Source organism: Streptomyces sp. NPDC001941 (genome assembly GCF_040296945.1).
Taxonomy (GTDB): Bacteria; Actinomycetota; Actinomycetes; order Streptomycetales; family Streptomycetaceae; genus Streptomyces.
This window is the reverse complement of record NZ_JBEOYE010000056.1, coordinates 23,056-41,195: the sequence shown is the minus strand read 5'-3', so window position 1 is coordinate 41,195 and position 18,140 is coordinate 23,056. Positions and strand designations below refer to the sequence as shown.

The following is an 18,140-nucleotide window of genomic DNA, read 5'->3' as shown; positions in this document are numbered from 1 at the left end:
GGCGGACGGCCACGGTGCGCGCGGACGTCGTGGTATCAGCGGACGTCGCGGTGTCAACGGACGCATCGGTATCGGCGATTGTGGTCGCGGTACCGGTACCGGCGGGTGCGGTACCGGTACCGGCCGGTGCGGGCCCGGTGGCGGAGGTCGTGTTCACGTGGTCACCAGTTCCTGGTTCCGGCTCGCCCCGGTCAGCGCCGGCCAGGCGTCCAGGAGGACGGCGAAGTCCTCCATGTCGGCGCGGGCCCCGGCCAGCAGGTCGGCGCGCTGCCCGGCGAGGTGGTCGGCGGCCCGCGCCCAGCGTCCGCCGAGCGCCCGGTAGGCCCGGTCGAGTACGTCGAGGCGGCGGGCGCCCGCCGCTGGGTCGCCGGAGGCGGCGTCCCGTACGAGGTCGGTGACGGCGCTGGTGCGCAGGTGTCCGGCGGCGTCGAGCAGGGCGGTGCCCCGGGCGGCCATGCCCGTGTGGACGGCGTGCAGGGCGGGGACGGCGAGGAAGTACTTGGCCAGGCGCACCTGGTAGGCGAGGAACCCGTCGCCGGTGCGGCGCTCGGGCGTGTGGTGGTTGACGATGTGCCGGTTGTGCAGGACGGCGGGGAGCCTGGCGCCGTGCACCGCGTGCAGCAGGAAGTAGTCGCTGCCGATGGTGTCCCGGGCGGGCGGGAGCGGGAGGCTGGCGTACACCTCGCGGCCCAGCGCGACGTTGCACATGTCGACGCGCGTGGGCGCGAGCCGGCCGAGGGTGGTGCGGTCGGCGGTGAAGGGCTCGGTGCCGGCGCCCCGGAAGGCGTCCGCCACGAGCCGGGCGCGCCACAGGGACGGGTGGTCGTCGGGGACGGAGAGGGTGACCACGCGCTCGTACACGGCCGGGTCGAGGGTACGGATCTCGTCGAGGTCGACGGACATCTCGCCGATGAACGAGCCGCCCACGAGCGCCACCGGCAGGTGCGCGGACGCGGGGTCGAGGCGGCTCGACGTCGCCCGCTCCTTCGCCCGGTCCGCGCGCTCGCCCAGGAAGGCGAGCTCCTGGTGCAGCGGGTGGACCGGTGCGCCCGCGTGCTCCTGGTAGCCGCTGTCGGAGTCCCTACGGTGCACGGAGGAGCAGCCGAGGGCTTCCGCGACGAGGAAGGCCCGGTTGGTGCAGGCGCCGTAGGAGACCCCGTCGGGCAGCATCAGGTCGACCAGGCGCTCGGGTTCCGCCGCGCCGGAGCGGACGGCGGCCCCGGTCAGGAACGCGCGCTGGGCGTCCTCGTCGAGGTGGTGGACGACGACGCCGGGCGCCTCGGGCAGGGCGTCGACGGCCTTGCGGTGCACGGCTCGTGACGCCTCGTCGGAGGAGTCGAGGACGACGACGTGCACCTCGACGCCGAACTCCCGGGCGCCGTGGGCCGCTTCGGCAACGATGTCGGCGACGGCACCGGCGCAGGGCCGGTTGGTGGGCAGGGTCAGGCAGACGCGGCGCACGCGCGCTCCCCGTCGGTGGCCGGTGCGGGGGTGGTGCCGTGCCACGGGGCGAGCCCGAGCAGCCGCTCGCCGAGGGCGTCGAGGGTGGCGGTGGGGTAGCGCTTGGCCTCGGGCAGGACCGGGTCGCCGACCAGGGTGCGGTTCCAGCGCGGGGTGCGCAACTGCTCCCAGGACTGCACGCGGGACTTGCGCAGTCGCTCGTGCTCCTCCAGGGCGGGCATCATCGACAGGTACTGCACCGCGCGCACGCCGCTCTCGGAGAGGTTGCGGGCGACGCCGTGGGCGAGCAGCCCGTTCCAGATGAGCAGGTCGCCGGGGCGCAGGTCGGGCCGTACGACGGGGTACTCCGCGTGGTCGACGTCGGGGCGCAGCGGGTCGCGGCCTGCGGGCTGGAGCGGGCGCCAGGTCTCGAAGCGCCGGAACAGCTCGGGGCAGCACTGGAAGCCGCCGGTCTCGGGCCGGGTGTCGTTGAGCGCGATGATGCCCTGGACGCGCTGCGGGGGGACGCCGAGGGTGGTGTCGATGTCCCAGTGCAGCTCGATGTCGAAGCCGCGGTCGGTGGAGTCGATCAGGGCGCGGTCGCGGTTGCCGCGGTTGGGCGGGTTGAGGTTGAGCCGGTCGAGGGTGACCCAGAGCTCCTCGGCGTCCCACACGTCCACGAAGGCGTCGTAGACGCGGGTGTTCTGGCGGCTGTCCCACAGGAGTTGGTGGTGGTACGCCTCGACGAAGCCGTAGATGTGCAGCTGCCGGTCGAGCTGGGAGCGCCAGGGGCGGTCCTCGTACCAGCTGTCCGGGCGGTCGGGGTCGAGGCCCTGGAAGTCCCAGGTGAAGTCGAGGAGCCGGCGGGCGTGGGCCGGGGGTATCGCCTCGCGCACGACGACGTAGCCGTGGGTTTGCCAGTGGGTGAAGTCCTCTTCGGACAGCACCCGCAGCGGGCGGGTCTTCTCCAGCTCGCGCAGGGTGGTCTGGGCCAGGTAGGCCTCGCCGTCGGTGCTGAAGTAGGCCCGCTCGGTGGCGGCCCGGTGCAGCCGGGGGTGGCGGGTGCGAGGCGGGGAGGATGCGGTCATGCCGGTCCTTCGGACGTGCGGGACTGCGGGCGTGGGGGCGCGGGCCCTGGGCGGGGCGGCGCGGCGGCCACCGTCGGGACGGACGGGGCGGGTGACGTCGGGGCGAGCTGGTCGGGTGACGTGTTCGCACAATGGTCTAGACCGGAGAGTATGTCAAGTGGCCCCGCCATAGGGCGACATGGCGGGGCGCTGGCCGGTTTTTCTGGTCTAGACAACATCTGTGTGAGCCGCCTAGTGTCCAGATTCCGGTGCCGGTCCACGACGAGCGCGACGCTCGACCGCCCCCGCCCTCGACCCGTGCCCGCCGCCGGCCGCCACGGCCGCGCGGGCCGGTGCGCGCGGTGGAACGCCCACATCCCCCAGGGAGCGATGCACATGAACACCACCACCCCGTCGGCCGCCGTGCTCCGGAACCCCGGCGCCGGACTCGTCGTCCTGGACCCCGCGCACGCGGCGCTGCTGCACGGCCTCGACGCGCTCCTGTCGGGCCTCGCCGCCGAGCTCGCGGCCCCCGAGGTGGTCGGCCCCCCGCTGCTGCCCGCGGAGGGCCTCGCGCGCCTGGACTACTTCCGCAACTTCCCCCACCTCGGCGTACCCGCCGGGCGGTTCTCCCCGGAGGCGTACGACTCCCTCGCCGCGGGCGGCGGCACCGAGGGGCTGCCCCTGGAGCAGACCGGGCACCTGCTGCCGTCGGCCACCTGCTACGGCCTGCTGCTCGCCCTGGAGGGCCAGGACGTCGGCGAGGACGGGCTGCGGCTGTCCGCCACCGGCCGCTGCTTCCGCAACGAGACCCACTACGACGGGCTGCGCAGGCTGTGGGGCTTCCACATGCGCGAGGTGGTCTACCTGGGCACCAAGGACGGCGCCGCCCGGCACCTGGAGGCCGGTGGCGCGTTCGTGCAGGGGCTCGCCGAGCGGCTCGGCCTGACCCTGACCCGGGCCACCGCCGACGACCCGTTCTACGACCGCGGCGGCTCCCGGGCCAAGCTCATGGCGCTGGACCCGGTCAAGCACGAGTACAGCGCGCCCGACGGCACGGCGATCGCCTCCGTCAACCGCCACCGCAACTTCTTCGGCGAGCGCCTGGACATCCGCGCGGGCGCGCACGGCAGCGCGTACAGCGCCTGCGTCGCCTTCGGCGTGGAGCGCTGGGTGCACGCGATGCTCCTGGCCCACGGCGGTCCCGAGGCGGCGCTTGAGGCGCTGCGCGCGGCCCAGGAGTCGGCGCCGGGCACGCGCTGAGCGCACCACGTCCCCAACCACCAGCGACACCAGTCAAGTAGCGGCACCAGCAGTGAGGAAGACGAGCATGGACGAGATCACCGAGTGGCTGCACGAGAAGAACCCCGGCCTCGAAGGCACCGTGGGACCCGACGAGGACCTCATCGAGGCACGGCTCATCGACTCCATGGACTTCCTGGAGTTCATCGACCTGCTGGAGTCGCTCTCGGGCGAGAGCATCGACCTCCAGGAGTCGACCATCGACGACTTCCGCACCCTGAACCGCATCAACGAGCGCTTCCTGAAGCCCTCCGCGCCGGCCTCCGCGTGAGGCGCGCCCTCCGGGGCACGCGGTGACCGGCGCTCGGGCGGCGGTGGCCCGCACCGCGGAGGTGCTGGCCCGGCCAGGGCTGACGCCGGACGTCCTCGCGCCCTGGGAGCGGGAGCGCCTCGGGCTCGTACGCGTCCCGGGCCGCCGCGACGACGTCACGGCGGCCCGCCTGCTGCTGCGCGAGCAGGCCGCGCGGTACCTGGGCTGCCGCCCGGGGGAGGTGGAGGTCGCGCAGTACTGCCCCGACTGCCACCGCCCGCACCACGGGCGCCCGTACCTGCCCGGGCACCCGGGCGTCGGGATCAGCCTCAGCCACGCGGACGGCCTGGTGGCGGTCGCCGTGGGCCCCGGCCCGACGGGCGTCGACGTGGAGCCGGCCGGGCGCACGGCCCCGACGCCGGAGAGCTTCGCCAGGAGGTTCCCCGACCGCGCCTCCGCACTGCGCCGCGCCGCTTCGTCCACCGACCCGGCCACGGCGCTGCTGCGCCTGTGGGTGGAGGCCGAGGCGCACTTCAAGGCGGGCGGCGGCGACCTCTCCGTGACCACCTGGACGGACGACGGGCGGGGAGCGGTGGTGTCGGTGGCGACGGCGAAGGGGGTGGTGGTGGAGGTGACTGCCCGGTAGGCGCCGCTGACACTATGATCGCGATCTCACGAACCCGGGGGGACTGATGGGCGAGTTGGACGTGGAGGCGCGGGTCGACGAACTGACCCGGGGGCTGCGGAAGCTGGCGGCGGGGCTGCTCGACGCGGCGGCGGACCACCCCGACGCGACCCGGGCGAGGGACCTGTCGGCGGCGGCCCGTGCCCTGACGAGCGCGGTGCTGCCGCGCCTGGAGGGGGAGGGCCCGCAGGACGACCCCGTACCGCCGCCCGTGGAGGACACCCCGCCCGCCCCCGTCGTCACCGCCAAGGGCGGGGCGATCGACGAACTGGTGGCGCTCTACCTCGCCGACTACGAGCGCACGCCGTACCGCGACCCGGCGATGACCGACCCCGGCCTGGACTACAAGGAGTGGGAGCACCTGCACCGGGTCCGGTACCGGCGCGAGGAGGAGTTCGCGTGCGCTCCGCGGTGGAACGACGAGGTGGCGAGCCGGGGCAGGAAGGTGGTGCGCGGCGTGACCACCATGGCCCAGGTGCTGCGCCGCATGCACCACCGCTACGTACTGATCCGGGACCTGGACAGCGCGGAGGGCGAACTGGCGCTCCGGGTCCGGCGGGGATGCAAGGCGATCCGGGACTGCCGCGCGCTGAGCGATGGCGACTTCGTCGACCTCTCCGAGGTGAAGAGGGCGACGAAGGCGTTCCAGTGGCGCGCGCTGGTCACGGCGGCGGAGCGTGGGGCCGACGCGGAGTCCCGACTGCGCACCCAGCTGGCTCAGTTGGAGCTCGCGGCCTCGACGGTGCTGGCCCTGGACACGGCCTACCGCCGCCGCGACACGGACCCCGGGGCGGGCACCCGGATCACGGACGCGGCCCACGCGGTGAAGGCACTGTTCGCCCACTGGCCACCGGAGGTGGAGGGCACGGTGTGACCGCGGTCCGCCGTGGGGCGTGGGTCGGGGCCGAGTGCGTCGCGCGGCACCCGCACGACGACGGCACTCGCGTCCGGATCGCGGTACGTGACGCTGCCGGCCACGTTCTCGTGCACACCCGCCCCCTCCACGGTGTCACCCCCCGCTCCCGGTGGGGGCAGCTGAACCTGGCAACGCCTCGGACACCCCCGCACCCACCCCACACCCCCTGACCTGCAAAAACCCCCGGAGCGGCACGCCACGGCCGGCCCGTCCTCCGCGGTGGGTGCCTCGCGCGGGCGCGCCGGGGTGGGGGAATCGTGCGAGCATCCGACGTATGGCAGCACTGAGCGATCTTCTTCCGGTGGACGCCATCCGGCTGGACGTGGCGGCCGACTCCTGGCGGGAGGCGGTCGAGGCCGCCGGGGCGCTGATGGTGGCGACCGGGGCGGCCACGGACGCGTATACCGGCGAGATGGTGCGCAACGTCGAGGAGAACGGGCCGTACATCGTGATCGCGCCCGGCTTCGCCCTCGCGCACGCGCGGCCCTCGCCCGCCGTGCTGCGGACCGGCATGTCCTGGGTGCGCCTCGCGCGGCCCGTCGCGTTCGGGCACGAGACCAACGACCCCGTCGGGCTCGTCGTGGGCCTCGCCGCCAAGGACGCCGCCGAGCACACCGCCGCCATGGGCGCGCTCGCCCGGCTGCTCGCCGACCCCGAGGCCGAGCGGGCGCTGCGCGCGGCGACCGGGCCCGATGAGGTGCACGCCCTGCTGGGCGGGGCGGCGGCGCCCGGGGCGGGTGCCGCCGCGGCCGGTCCGGCCGGGCAGCACAAGATCCTGACCGTGTGCGGCAACGGCCTCGGCACCAGCCTGTTCCTCAAGAACACCCTGGAGCAGGTCCTCACCCGCTGGGGCTGGTCGCGGTACGTGACCGTCGAGGCGACCGACACCATCTCCGCCAAGGGCAAGGCGTCCGAGGCCGTCGCGATCCTCACCTCGGGCGAGATCGCGAAGACCCTCGGCGACGTGGGCGTCCCCGTACGGGTCATCACGGACTTCACCAGCACCACCGAGGTCGACCGCGTCCTGCGCGACACCTACGACGTCTGAGGAAGGCAGGGCAGCAGCATGCACTGGCTCGTCACCGGCGCCGAGTTCCTCGTCAACGAGGTCCTCAGCCAGCCCGCGTACCTCATCGGCCTGATCACCGCGGCGGGCCTGATCGCGCTGCGCAAGTCGACCGGGCAGGTGCTCGGCGGCGCCATCAAGGCCACGCTCGGGTTCCTGCTCATCGGGGCGGGCGCGTCACTGGTGGTCGCGGCGCTGGCGCCGCTGGGTGAGATGATCCAGGGGTCGACGGGCGCGCACGGCGTCATCCCCACCAACGAGGCCATCGTGGGCATCGCCCAGGCCCAGTTCGGCGCGCGGGTCGCCTGGCTGATGATCGTGGGGTTCGCGGTGAGCCTGCTGCTCGCCCGGTTCACCCCGCTGCGGTACGTCTTCCTGACAGGGCATCACATGCTTTTCATGGCAACGTTGTTGACCATGGTGCTGGCCATCGCGGGCCAGTCGTCGGTGACCGTGGTGATCGTCGGCGGTGTGCTCCTGGGCATCCTGCTGGTCTCCATGCCCGCCTTCGCCCATCCGTGGACGAAGCGCGTCACCGGCGACAACAGCGTCGCCATCGGCCACTTCGGCACCGCCGGGTACATCACGGCGGGCGCGGCGGGCCAGCTCGTCGGCAAGCGCAGCCGCAGCACCGAGGACATGAAGCTCCCCGAGGGGCTGCGCTTCCTGCGCGACTCGATGGTCGCCACCGCCCTGTCCATGGTGCTGATCTACGTGATCATGGCGCTGGTGTTCCTCGCCAAGGTCGGCCAGGAGGCGGCGTTCCGGGCGTACGCCATCGGCGGCGGCGCCCCCGCCACCGACGTCGGCAACTACGTCATGAAGTCGGTGATGCAGGGCCTGCAGTTCGGCATCGCGGTCGCCGTGATCCTCTTCGGCGTGCGCACCATCCTCGGCGAGCTGGTCCCCGCCTTCCAGGGCATCGCCAACCGGATCGTCCCCGGCGCGGTGCCCTCGCTGGACGCGCCGATCGTCTTCCCGTACGCCCAGAACGCCGTGCTGATCGGCTTCATCTCCAGCTTCGTCGGCGGCCTGATCAGCCTCGGCCTGCTGTCGTGGGTGTTCCACCCGGCCTTCGGGCTCGCCCTGGTCCTGCCCGGTCTGGTGCCGCACTTCTTCACGGGCGGCGCCGCGGGCGTGTACGGCAACGCGACCGGCGGGCGGCGCGGCGCCGTCGTCGGCGCGTTCCTCAACGGCGTGCTGATCACGTTCCTGCCGGCCCTGCTCCTGAAGGTGCTCGGCGCCTTCGGCAAGGAGAACACCACCTTCGGCGACGCCGACTTCGGCTGGTTCGGCACCCTGATCGGCTACTCCGCCAAGGCGGGCTCGGCCACCGGCGTGATCCTCATGCTGCTGATCGGCGCAGCGATCCTGGCCGGTGCCATCGTGGTGCAGAAGCGCGTCGTGGAGACCGGCTGGGACCCGGGCGCCAAGCGCGACGCCCTGATGCCGCGCACCACGGCGCCCGGCGCCGCACCGGCAGCCGCCGGGGCCCCGGCGGCCACGGGCACGTACGCGAAGATCGCCCGCCCGGCGGGCGCCCCGACTCCCCCGCCGCCACCGGACGCCGGATGACGGCGAGGTCCCGGAGGGCGCGCTATCCCGCGGGGCAGAACTCCGCCGCCAGCACCTTCGTCGACGCCTCGCCCGACCCCCAGTCGGCGTTCACGTTGTACGTGATGCCGTGGCGGCCGTCCGCCGTGGTGGCGGCCGTCGACGCGGAGCCGTGGATGAGGCCGCCGTGGCCCCACACCTCGACGCCGCACGGGAGCGTCTGGACGGTGAGGCCCAGGCCGTAGCCGCCGCCCCCGCCCGAGGGCACGGTCGTCTTCATCTCGGCGAGCTGCGCCCGGGGCAGCAGCCCGCCCCGCAGCAGCACCGAGTAGAAGCGGTTCAGGTCGTCCGCGTCGGATATCACCTCGAAGGCGGCCCCGGCGAGTGACGGGTTCAGCGTGGTGACGTCGTACGCGGTGGCGCCGCCCAGCAGCGAGTAGCCGCGCGAGTGCGGGCCCCGGACGAGGGGGTCGAGGCCGGGGACGGAAGTGGCGCGCAGGCCGAGTGGCCGGATGATCCGGCGCCGGATCTCGTCGCCGTAGGGGCGGCCGGTGGCCTTCTCGATGACCATCCCGGCGAGGACGTAGTTGGTGTTGGAGTAGCTCCACGCCCCGCCGGGCGCGCTGGTCGGCGGATGGCGCAGGGCGACGGCGACGAGTTCCCGCGGGGTGTGGGTCTCGTAGCGGTGCTCCAAGAACTCCGGGCCGAGGACGCGCGCGCGGAAGTCCGCGTCGTTGGTGTAGTTGAAGATCCCGCTGGTGTGGTTCAGGAGCCGCCGCAGGGTGATGCGGCGGTCGTCGTTGCCGTTGCCCCGGACGAGGCCGGGTAGCCAGTGGTCGACGGTGTCGTCGAGGTCGAGCCGTCCCTCGGCCTCCAGCTGGAGCAGCACGGTGGCGACGAACGTCTTGGTGATGCTGCCGGCCCGGAACCGGTCGTCGGCCGAACGGGGCGCCCCGGTACGGAGGTTGCCGACCCCGACCGCGACGCCCCAGGTGCCGTCGCGGTCGACCGCCTTGCCCGCGACTCCGGGCACGCCGTCGGCGACCGCGGCGGCCATGGCGGCCCGGGTGGCGGCGTGGGAGCGCGCGGCGGGGGTGGCGGCGGCCTGGGCGGCGGGCACGGTGAGCGCCGTGGCGCCGAGCACGGCCGCGACGGCGGCGAGCAGGAACCGGGCGCGCATCGGACGGGCGGTGCGGTGCGGGGACCGTCCGTGCGGGGACTGTCCCTGCGGGGAAGGGGCGAGTGGGGAACGGGCGAGCGGGGTACGAACAGCCATGGAGCCCTCCTCTGATCGTCGTGATCGGCGGGAACGTACTCCCGCCCGAGGAGGCCGCACAGGGATTTCCTTGAAAGTGTGATGAAAATAGTACGTGCCCGGTCTATTTCACCGAGGTGTCGCCGCAGGTCGCGCGCGCAGCTGGTCGCCCGGTCCGGGGAGGCGCGGCGGGGTGTAACCGTCGTGGTCCTTGGGGTCGCCGGCCCGGCCGTCGTCCTTCATCTGGTTCGGCAGGAACAGCACCCGGGCCGTCCTCGACAGGTCCGGGTCGCTCCCGGTGGGGCCGAGGGAGCCGTCGCCCTTCTCCGGGGACGGCGCCCCGTCCCGCTCCACGGAGACGGTCGTGCACAGCAGGACCATGTCCGAGGCGTCCACGGCGCACACCGCGAGGGACACCCGGGACTCGGGCACGGGGCCCGTCCTGGTGACGCGGTAGTCGAAGAACACCGCGTCGCCCCGGTCGGGGGCCTGCGGGTGCGGTTTCGCCCTCCAGCCCGTGATCGCGGCCCTCATCGGGTACGTGACGCCCGCCTCGCGCACCACGGTGACCTCGACCGCCGCCGTGCCGAGGGGAGTCGGCGTACGGTCCTCCCCCGGTGCGCCGCAACCGGCCAGGGCCGCCACCGCCACAGCCGTCACCGTCACCCATGCGGGCGCGCGCCCGCCGTACCGGGTCTGCCGTACCGTCATCCGCTCCACCCTTGCCTCCCTGTACGCGTGCCGACCCTGCACACAGGTCGACAGGCCCAGCCTAGAAGGCAGTTCACCCCGTCCCGGCCCGCGCCGACGCGTCCTCGACCACCAGGACGTCCGCCTCGCGCAGCACCTCGCCGCAGCCGTCGCAGCACAGCACCGGCGCGAACGGGGCGCCGCAGGCGCGGTGGACCGACTCCAGGGCGGGCCCGTCCGGCGCCCGGAACCAGCGCTGGCCCCAGTCGATCGCCGTCATGATGACGGGGAAGAACGCCCGCCCCTTGTCGGTGAGTTGGTACGAGAGCCAGTCGGCCCGCTCCGTACCGGGTTCGGCGCTGAGCACGCCGAGGCCGACGAACGTGCGCAGCCGGTCCGCGACCATCGTCGGCGGCGCGCCCATCGCCTGCTGGAAGTCGCCGAAGCGGTGGGCGCCGAGGAAGGCGGCGCCCAGCAGCATCACCGACCAGCGGTTGCCGATGAGGGCCGTGGTCTCCGGGAAGAGTCCGGCGCCCGTACCGCCGCCGGACGCGGAGCGGCGCCGGGTGGCCGCGGCCGGGACGGAACGGCCGTCGCCGCCGCTGGGGCCCAGGGCGCTGCGCACGTCGCGCGGCTGGACGGCCTCCCCACAGGCGGCGCACGCCAGGCGCGGCTCCATGGGCCGCCCGCAGCCCCGGTGGCGCATCCACGGCAGGCGTTCGGCGTGGTCGGCGACCCAGCGGTACTCCCAGGCCCAGAGCGCCACCAGGACCGGCCACACCTCGCGGCCGCGCGGGGTGAGCCGGTACTCGTAGCGGACGGGCCTGCTCTGGTACGCGTCGCGGGCCAGCAGGCCGGTGCGGGTGAGCAGGCCGAGCCGGGCGGAGAGCACCGAGTCGGAGATGGCCAGCCGCTCGCGCCAGTCGGCGTAGCGGCGCACGCCCTGGTGGGCGTACCGCAGGATCAGCAGCGTCCACTCGTCGCCGATGAGGCCCATGGTGACGCCGATGGCGTTCTCCCCGCCCGCCCGCAGCCGGGTCGGCGTCACCTCGTCCACGTGCGGTCCCCTCGGTTCGGCCCGCCCGGGGCCCGTCAGAGTCCGACCGCCCCCGGGGCCTCGTGGGCGTCGCGGTCGCGCCAGCCGGGGAGGGACGTGCCGGGGGCCCACGTGGAGTGGGTGCCGCTCGACACGCGCTCCGGGAGGCGGATGCGGGCCACCGGTCCCTCGGTGAGGCGGGAGGCGTCGAACACCAGGCACTCGGACCGGTCGGTGTTCATGTCGGTGGTCAGTGTAATCAGGTACCCGTCGTCCTCCGCCGTGGAGCCCACCCGGGGTGCCATCGCGGTCTCGCTGCCGTACACGCCCTCGGGCAGCGCGTAGCGCTCCTCGGCGCCGGTCAGCAGGTCGTGCCGGACGATGCCGTCCAGGAGGAACCAGCCGGTCTTCTGGGTGGTGGCGTACGCGTAGCGGTACGGGCGCCCGCCGTGGCCCGGGTTGATCATGCCGAACTCGGTGTGGCGCTCGCTGAGGTGCTCCTCCTTCACCTGTCCGGTGGCGAGGTTCAGCCGCCAGCGGTGCAGCCGGGTCTGCATCCGCTCCAGCGCCAGGAAGCGGAACATCCGCTGGTAGACGCCCTCGCCCTTGGGGTCGGGCGGCTCGGGGCAGCCCTGGTGGAAGCCGTCGAGGACGATCTCGTCGCCGTCCTCGTAGGCGTTGGTGAAGTGCAGTACGTACGTGGGGTCGGCCTCGAACCAGCGGATCTGGGTGGTGTCGCCCCGGCGCGGGATCACGGCGAAGCGGCTGGGCAGGTCGGGGTGGAAGCGGGAGGCGTACTTGCCCTGGGCGATCAGCTCCGGGTCCCAGAACAGCGGGAAGTCGTTGAGGATCGCGTAGTTGTCGGTGAACGCCATGTCGTGCGGCAGGCGCGGCCCCGGCAGCGGCACGTCCACGTGGTGCACGAGCCGGTCGGTGCCGTCGACGACGCCGTAACGCAGGTAGGGCGCCTCGGTCGCGTACCCGAAGAACAGCAGCTCCCCGGTGTGCTCGTCGGTCTTGGTGTGCGCGGACACCCCCCAGTCGGCGGGGAAGGCGCCGCCCCAGGTGGCCTTGCCGCGGGTGTCCAGGGTGAGCGGGTCGAGGCGGTAGAGGTCGCCGCACTGCCAGAAGCTGCTCAGGGCGGTGCCGTTGTGCACGACGATGTCGGTGCTGGACGCGTCCTTCATCCGGGTGCGCGCGCCCCAGCCGTCGGCGCGCTTGGAGAGCGCGGGCCGGTCGGCGATGCCCGCCCACAGCGCCTCGCCCGCCTGCTGCTCGGCGAGGAAGCCGTCGGTGCGCACGAACCGGTTGCGGTAGAACGCCGTCCCGTCGCGGAAGCCGACGACGTGCACCATGCCGTCGCCGTCGAAGGGGTGGTAGAGGCGGATGGCCGGGTGGACGGGGTTCTCGGTGTTGCGCAGGTAGATCCCGTCGAGGTCGGCGGGGACCTCCCCCTCCACGACGTCGAGGTCCTCGGCGCTCCACTCGGTGGTCTGCGGGCGCCAGGGCCCGGTGCGGTAGGGGTGGTCGTCGTCCTCGGGCAGGCTCGACAGGGCCCGGCCCACGATCTCAACGTCCATGGTTCTCCTCCTCGTCGGCCCGCTCCACGACCAGGGCCACGCTCGTCGTCGTACTGCCGCCGATGTTCAGCGTGCCGAACCGGCGCGCCCCCTCGACCTGGTAGCCACCTGCGCGGCCGGTGACCTGGCGGGTGGCGTCGAGCAGCATGCGCACCCCGGTCGCGCCCACGGGGTGGCCGCCGCCGATGAGGCCGCCGCTCGGGTTGACGGGGATGCGCCCGCCGATCTCCAGGTCGCCGTTCTCCACGGCCTTCCAGCTCTCGCCCGGGCCGGTGATGCCGAAGTGGTCGACGGCCATGTACTCGGACATGGCGAAGCAGTCGTGGGTCTCGATGCCGTCGAGGGCGCCGACGTCCTCGATCCCGGCGCGGGCGAACGCGTCCAGGACGGTGTGCCGGACGTGCGGCAGTACGTACGGCTGGCCGGCGCTCTTCTCCGTCTTGCGGCGCAGCGGCAGGCCGACCGTGCGGTGGCCCCAGCCGGCGATCCGGGCCGCCCCCGCGCGTGCGTGCCGCCGGCGCCAGCGGTCGGAGACCAGGACGACGCCCGCGCCGCCGTCGGTCATCTGGCTGCAGTCCTGCCTGCGCACCCGGCCCTCGACGGGCGGGTTGGCCTCGTCGTCGGAGGTGAAGCTCGCTTCGGTGAAGGTCCAACCGCGTGTCTGGGCGAGGGGGTTGGCGCGGGCGTTGCGGACGTTCAGTTCGGAGATCGCCTGGAGGTGCCGGTCGTCGATGCCGTACCGCCGGTCGTACTCGCCGATGAGTTCGTTGAACATGTAGGGCCACATGAAGGTGGCGTCCTCGCCCTCGTGGCCGACCCAGGCGGCGGCGCCCAGGTGGCGGGCGGCCTCGTCGCCCGGGACCGTCTTCTCCAGCTCGACCCCGATGACCAGGGCGCAGTCGTAGCGCCCGGCCTCGATGTCGGCCATGGCGGAGAGGACCGCGATGCCGCCGGAGGCGCAGGCGGCCTCGTGCCGGGAGGCGGGCAGGCCCCACAGCCCCTCGTCGACGGTGGCGGGCATGCCGCCCAGCTGGCCCTGCCCGGTGAACAGCTGGCCGAACGCGTTGCCCACGTGGACGACGTCGACGTCCTCGGCCGCGACGCCGCAGTCGTCGAGCGTGCCCTGCACCACCTCCCCCACGAGGTCGGACCAACCGAGCCCGGCGCGGGCCCAGTTGCGTGCGAAGTCCGTCTGATGACCGCCCAGTACCCATACGCTCATGCATGCGATGCTACAACTAACAGAGTGACTCGCGAAGGGCTGCGCCATGACCTACGTCCTCGACTTCGTCCGCACTCCCCGGGGCAAGGGCTCCGCACGCGGCGCCCTGCACGGCGTCTCCCCGGTCGACCTGCTGGTCACGCTCCAACGGGCGCTCGTGACACGGGGCCTGGACCCCTCCGAGGTGGACGACGTGCTGGTCGGGGCGGCGTCCCAGGTCGGTGACCAGGGTGCCAACCCGGCGCGCACGGCGACGCTGCTCGCCGGTTGGGGCGACGTGCCGGGCGCCACCCTCAACCGCTTCTGCGCCTCCGGCATCGACGCCGTCGCCCAGACGGCGTCGCGGATCCGGGCCGGCGACGTCGCCCTGGCCGTCGCGGGCGGCGTCGAGAGCACCTCGCGGGTGCCGATGTTCAGCGACGGGGGCCCGCTGTTCGGCGACCCGGCGACGGTCGCCGCCATCGGCTCGGTGCACATGGGCATCGCGGCCGACCTCAACGCCACCCTGGACGGCTGGACCCGCGAGGAGCTGGACGCGTACGGCCTGGAGACGCAGGCCAAGGCGGCCGGGGACGAACCGGACGGCCTCGTCCCGGTCGCGGGCCTGGACCACGACGAGCTGGTGCGGCCCGCGACGACGGCGGAGACCCTGGCCGCGCTGAAGCCCGCCTTCGCCGACCTGCCGGACCAGGACGCGCTCGCGCTCGCCGCGCACCCGGAGGCCGGGCGCCTGGAGCACCTGCACACGGTGGGCACCTCCCCCGCGCTCGCCGACGCGGCGGCCCTGCTCGTCCTCGGCGACGAGCGCGCGGCGGAGCGTACGGGGCTGCGGCCACGGGCCCGCGTGGTGGCCTCGGCGACCGCCGCCACCGATCCCGTCATCATGCTGACGGCCGGGCAGACGGCGGTGGAGAAGGTCATCGCCAGGGCCGGGCTGCGGCCCGCCGACATCGACGTGTTCGAGTTCGCCGAGGCGTTCGCCGCGCTCTGCCTGCGCTTCCGCAGGGACCTGGGCGCCGGGCCCGACCGGCTCAACCCCAACGGCGGCACCATCGCCAAGGGCCACGCCTTCGGCGCCACGGGCGCGATCCTGGTCGGCGACTGCGTGGCCGAGCTGGAGCGGCGCGGCGGGCGCTACGGTGTGGCGGCGGTGAGCGGCGCGGCCGGGCTGGGGGTGGCGGTCCTGCTCGAACGCGTCACCGCGTGAAGGAGCACCCGTCCGCCGGGGGTGCGCCCCCGGTCGACGGCGAACGGCCGGTCCTCCCCTCCGGGGACCGGCCGTTCGCGTTCTCGGGAGGCGGCCGGGGCCTCAGATGCCGTCCCGCAGCTCCCGCTTGAGGACCTTGCCGACCGGGTTGCGCGGCAGTTCGGCGCGCAGTTCGAGGCGTTCGGGCAGCTTGTAGGAGGCGATGCGCTGGTCGCGCAGGAACGCGACGAGGTCGTCGAGGGTGGGCTTGTGGTCGGGGGCCGGGACGACGACCGCGCAGACCCGTTCGCCGAGCACCTCGTCGGGGGTTCCGACGACGGCGACCTCGGCCACGGCCGGGTGGCGGGCGATGAGGGCCTCCAGCTCGGCGGGGGCGATGTTCATGCCGCCCCGGATGACGAGGTCCTTGGCCCGGTCCACGTACCGGATGAACTCGCCCCGCTCCCCGGCGATCTCGAAGACGTCGCCCGACCTCAGGTAGCCCTGCTCGTCGAAGGGGTCGGCGAGCTCGTCGGCGTTGAGGTAGCCCGCGAACACCTGCGGCCCCTTGATGCGCAGTTCGCCGGGGTGCCCCGGCTCGGTGACGTCCTCCCCGGTGGCCGGGTCCACGATGCGCATCGAGGTCCAGGAGGCGGCCCGGGTGGACCAGCGGGCGCCGGGGACGCCGTAGCGCGGGAAGTAGCGGGCGCGGTCCTCGGGGTCGGGGACGTCGTAGGGGTCGGTGAGCAGGCCGGTGCCCTCGTTGGAGCCGAAGAAGTTGATGACGCCGAGGCCGCGCTCCTGCCAGCCGCGCACCATCGCGGGCGACAGCGGCGCCGAGCCCGAGCCGATGCGGGTCAGGGACGACAGGTCGACGGTGGCGAGCAGGTCCTCGCGGGCCAGCAGCATGGTGAGCAGGGCCGGGGCGGCGACCGTGTAGGTGACCCGCTCCGCGGCGATCTGGCCCAGGAAGGTGGGCAGGTCGAAGGGGTGGTGCTGGACGAGGACGCCGCCGACCTGGAGCCAGGGCAGGAACAGGCCCGCGAACCCTGCCATGTTGACGGTGGGGAAGGGGTTGAGGAGGACGTCGTCGGCCGTCATGCGGGGGGCCTCCGCGCAGACGGAGGCGATGGCGAGCCAGTCGTTGTGGCAGCGCGGCACGCCCTTGGGGACGCTCTCGGTGCCGGAGGTCCAGCAGATGGTCACGCAGTCGTTGGCGTCGGCCCGGTGCGGCTCCACCGGGTCGTGGGGCAGGGCGAGTTCGGCGTCCATGGGGACGGCGCCGGGCGGCAGGTCGTCGCCGTACGCGAAGACGGGCAGGCCCAGGACGCCGGCCTCGGCGGCGGGCGCGCGGTCGCCGAAGCAGCCGACGGTGACGTACGCGGCGAACCCCGCGAGCCGGGACAGCCGGGTGGTCTCGTGCTCGCGGTACTGCATGGGCAGCGGCGACACGACGATCCCGAGCCGCCAGCAGGCCAGGTAGAGCGCGATCTGCTCGACGGTGTTGGGGAGTTGTACGCCGACGACCGCGCCCTCGCCCAGGCCGTGCCGGAGCAGCAGCGCGGCGTGGCGGTCCACTTCGGCGTCGAGTTCGCCCCAGGTCAGGCGGCGCGGGTCGCGGCCCACCAGGTCCCGCTTGTTGGCGGGGTCGACGAGCGCGAGGCGGTCGGGGCGGGCGGCGACACGGGCGCGGAAGAGGCCGTCGAGGGTGTCGTCACCCCACCAGCCGGCCGCCCGGTACTCGGCCACCCGCTCGGCCGGGTGCAGTCCCATGCATACCTCCTGTGTGTCTCGTCCAGGACGCCTTCGGTACGGGGTGGTACGGGAGCGGTGCCTCAGGGCAGCGAGCGGACCGCTTCGAGGGTGCGGACGCCGCCGGGGTCGTCGTCGGTGCTGGCGGGGATGACCACGACCTCGTCGGCGCCGGCCGCCGCGTACTCCGCCAGGCGGGCGCGGACGCGGGCCCGGTCGCCGACGAGTCCGACGGCCGCGATCGCCTCGTGCGGCACGGCGTCCAGCAGCTCGCGCGGGTGCGGGCGCGTGCGGGCGTACGCGACGAGGTCGCCGAAGCCGGCCTCGGCGAACATCTCGCCGTAGCCGGGCGCGGCGAGGTAGCCGACGACGCCGCGCCGCAGCTGCTCCAGGGCGGCGGGCGCGGGGTCCACGGCCGCCGTGGTCCACACGGCGACGCGCGGCGCGCGGTCCGCGCCGGCCGCCCGCGCCTCCTCGCGCACGGCGGCGGCCAGGCGTGCCACGGATGCCGGGGTGACGAGGTTGAGGACCATCCGGTCGGCCAGCCGGGCGGCGGTGCGCACGGCGGCGGGCCCGAAGGCGGCGACGGTCAACTCGGGCTTGGGCGCCGGGAGTCGGAGGCGGTAGCCGTGGGTGCGCACCTTCTCCCCGGCGAAGTCGGCCTTCTCCCCGGCGAGCAGGGCGCGCACGGCGACGGCGGACTCGCGCAGGGCGGTCCCCGAGCCGGAGTGGTCCCTGCCGTGCCAGTCGCGGACGACGACCGGGCTGGACGCGCCGAGGGCGACGGCGACGGGCCGCTGCGCCAGGTCGGCGACGGAGGCGACGCCGCGCGCGATGGTCATGGGGTCGCGCACGCCGACGGCGAGCGGCCCGAGGGTCAGCGGCACGCGCCGGGTGCGGGCGGCCACGGCGACGGCGAGGGCGAAGACGTCGTAGGTGGCCATCTCGCCCAGCCACAGCTCGTCGTACCCGAGCCCGTCCGCGGCCTCCACCATGGGGGCCCACTCGGAGGGCGGACGGTCCTGCCAGTAGCCGGGCGACGCCGACAGCGCGGGAATCATGAGGCCGAAACTACAATAAGCGAAGTTACTTCGGGAGGGGTTCGTACCCACTTCTCGGGAGGCGCCCGTGCCCATTCC

General features: G+C 74.1%; 16 protein-coding genes. 7 read left to right on the top strand and 9 right to left on the bottom strand.

Going from position 1 to position 18,140, the window contains the following annotated elements; all coding sequences use genetic code 11:
- Positions 1–153: 153 nt before the first annotated feature.
- Positions 154–1,461 (bottom strand): DUF6271 family protein, encoded by a 1,308-nt coding sequence (locus ABT160_RS30630; RefSeq protein ID WP_351651169.1) that lies wholly within the window; start codon positions 1,459–1,461, stop codon positions 154–156.
- Positions 1,443–2,528: a phytanoyl-CoA dioxygenase family protein gene (locus ABT160_RS30625; protein ID WP_351651168.1), complete on the bottom strand. Its 1,086-nt coding sequence runs from the start codon at positions 2,526–2,528 to the stop codon at positions 1,443–1,445. The genes ABT160_RS30630 and ABT160_RS30625 overlap by 19 nt, the downstream gene beginning before the upstream one ends.
- Before the next feature lie 369 nt (positions 2,529–2,897).
- Between ABT160_RS30625 and ABT160_RS30620 the strand changes: the two genes are divergently transcribed.
- The 6 genes from ABT160_RS30620 to ulaA all read left to right on the top strand — a co-directional run bounded on the left by ABT160_RS30620 (position 2,898) and on the right by ulaA (position 8,301).
- Positions 2,898–3,770, top strand: coding sequence for a class-II aminoacyl-tRNA synthetase family protein (locus tag ABT160_RS30620; RefSeq protein WP_502984330.1), 873 nt, complete (start codon positions 2,898–2,900; stop codon positions 3,768–3,770).
- 67 nt (positions 3,771–3,837) lie between these two features.
- Entirely contained in the window at positions 3,838–4,080 is a 243-nt protein-coding gene (locus ABT160_RS30615) for an acyl carrier protein (RefSeq protein WP_351651166.1), read from the top strand.
- Positions 4,081–4,102: 22 nt separating this feature from the next.
- Positions 4,103–4,705 carry a 4'-phosphopantetheinyl transferase family protein gene (locus tag ABT160_RS30610; RefSeq protein WP_351651165.1) on the top strand — a complete coding sequence of 201 codons (603 nt, stop codon included), beginning with the start codon at positions 4,103–4,105 and terminating at the stop codon, positions 4,703–4,705.
- Between the two features lie 46 nt (positions 4,706–4,751).
- A complete protein-coding gene (locus tag ABT160_RS30605) occupies positions 4,752–5,618 on the top strand; it encodes a hypothetical protein (RefSeq protein ID WP_351651164.1) in 867 nt (288 codons plus the stop codon).
- A gap of 316 nt (positions 5,619–5,934) precedes the next feature.
- Positions 5,935–6,708: a PTS sugar transporter subunit IIAB gene (locus tag ABT160_RS30600; protein WP_351651163.1), complete on the top strand. Its 774-nt coding sequence runs from the start codon at positions 5,935–5,937 to the stop codon at positions 6,706–6,708.
- 18 nt (positions 6,709–6,726) lie between these two features.
- Complete coding sequence (ulaA, locus tag ABT160_RS30595) at positions 6,727–8,301, top strand: PTS ascorbate transporter subunit IIC (RefSeq protein ID WP_351651162.1); 1,575 nt, start codon at positions 6,727–6,729, stop codon at positions 8,299–8,301.
- Between the two features lie 22 nt (positions 8,302–8,323).
- Here ulaA and ABT160_RS30590 read toward each other — a convergent pair whose 3' ends face one another.
- The 5 genes from ABT160_RS30590 to ABT160_RS30570 form a co-directional block, all read right to left on the bottom strand.
- Complete coding sequence (locus ABT160_RS30590) at positions 8,324–9,460, bottom strand: serine hydrolase domain-containing protein (RefSeq protein ID WP_351651183.1); 1,137 nt, start codon at positions 9,458–9,460, stop codon at positions 8,324–8,326.
- A 204-nt stretch (positions 9,461–9,664) separates the two neighbouring features.
- Positions 9,665–10,246: a hypothetical protein gene (locus tag ABT160_RS30585; protein WP_351651161.1), complete on the bottom strand. Its 582-nt coding sequence runs from the start codon at positions 10,244–10,246 to the stop codon at positions 9,665–9,667.
- A 73-nt stretch (positions 10,247–10,319) separates the two neighbouring features.
- Positions 10,320–11,282: a winged helix-turn-helix transcriptional regulator gene (locus ABT160_RS30580; RefSeq protein WP_351651160.1), complete on the bottom strand. Its 963-nt coding sequence runs from the start codon at positions 11,280–11,282 to the stop codon at positions 10,320–10,322.
- 35 nt (positions 11,283–11,317) lie between these two features.
- Positions 11,318–12,841, bottom strand: coding sequence for a carotenoid oxygenase family protein (locus ABT160_RS30575; RefSeq protein ID WP_351651159.1), 1,524 nt, complete (start codon positions 12,839–12,841; stop codon positions 11,318–11,320).
- Complete coding sequence (locus ABT160_RS30570; protein WP_351651158.1) at positions 12,831–14,063, bottom strand: acetyl-CoA acetyltransferase; 1,233 nt, start codon at positions 14,061–14,063, stop codon at positions 12,831–12,833. Before ABT160_RS30570 ends, ABT160_RS30575 begins: the two co-directional genes overlap by 11 nt.
- 46 nt (positions 14,064–14,109) lie before the next feature.
- Here ABT160_RS30570 and ABT160_RS30565 point away from each other — a divergent pair, with 46 nt between their 5' ends.
- Positions 14,110–15,270: an acetyl-CoA C-acyltransferase gene (locus ABT160_RS30565; protein ID WP_351651157.1), complete on the top strand. Its 1,161-nt coding sequence runs from the start codon at positions 14,110–14,112 to the stop codon at positions 15,268–15,270.
- A 102-nt stretch (positions 15,271–15,372) separates the two neighbouring features.
- Here ABT160_RS30565 and ABT160_RS30560 read toward each other — a convergent pair whose 3' ends face one another.
- A complete protein-coding gene (locus ABT160_RS30560; RefSeq protein WP_351651156.1) occupies positions 15,373–17,022 on the bottom strand; it encodes a class I adenylate-forming enzyme family protein in 1,650 nt (549 codons plus the stop codon).
- A 62-nt stretch (positions 17,023–17,084) separates the two neighbouring features.
- The gene (locus ABT160_RS30555; RefSeq protein WP_351651155.1) at positions 17,085–18,062 is read right to left on the bottom strand and encodes an LLM class F420-dependent oxidoreductase; all 978 of its coding nucleotides are present in this window, start codon (positions 18,060–18,062) and stop codon (positions 17,085–17,087) included.
- Positions 18,063–18,140: the final 78 nt, after the last annotated feature.

Coding starts and splice junctions, on each gene's coding strand:
- ABT160_RS30625 (WP_351651168.1), bottom strand. CDS start 2,528: ATGACCGCATCCTCCCCGCCTCGCACCCGCCACCCCCGGCTGCACCGG.
- ABT160_RS30620 (WP_502984330.1), top strand. CDS start 2,898: ATGCACATGAACACCACCACCCCGTCGGCCGCCGTGCTCCGGAACCCC.
- ABT160_RS30615 (WP_351651166.1), top strand. CDS start 3,838: ATGGACGAGATCACCGAGTGGCTGCACGAGAAGAACCCCGGCCTCGAA.
- ABT160_RS30605 (WP_351651164.1), top strand. CDS start 4,752: ATGGGCGAGTTGGACGTGGAGGCGCGGGTCGACGAACTGACCCGGGGG.
- ABT160_RS30600 (WP_351651163.1), top strand. CDS start 5,935: ATGGCAGCACTGAGCGATCTTCTTCCGGTGGACGCCATCCGGCTGGAC.
- ulaA (WP_351651162.1), top strand. CDS start 6,727: ATGCACTGGCTCGTCACCGGCGCCGAGTTCCTCGTCAACGAGGTCCTC.
- ABT160_RS30590 (WP_351651183.1), bottom strand. CDS start 9,460: ATGCGCGCCCGGTTCCTGCTCGCCGCCGTCGCGGCCGTGCTCGGCGCC.
- ABT160_RS30585 (WP_351651161.1), bottom strand. CDS start 10,246: ATGACGGTACGGCAGACCCGGTACGGCGGGCGCGCGCCCGCATGGGTG.
- ABT160_RS30575 (WP_351651159.1), bottom strand. CDS start 12,841: ATGGACGTTGAGATCGTGGGCCGGGCCCTGTCGAGCCTGCCCGAGGAC.
- ABT160_RS30570 (WP_351651158.1), bottom strand. CDS start 14,063: ATGAGCGTATGGGTACTGGGCGGTCATCAGACGGACTTCGCACGCAAC.
- ABT160_RS30565 (WP_351651157.1), top strand. CDS start 14,110: ATGACCTACGTCCTCGACTTCGTCCGCACTCCCCGGGGCAAGGGCTCC.
- ABT160_RS30560 (WP_351651156.1), bottom strand. CDS start 17,022: ATGGGACTGCACCCGGCCGAGCGGGTGGCCGAGTACCGGGCGGCCGGC.
- ABT160_RS30555 (WP_351651155.1), bottom strand. CDS start 18,062: ATGATTCCCGCGCTGTCGGCGTCGCCCGGCTACTGGCAGGACCGTCCG.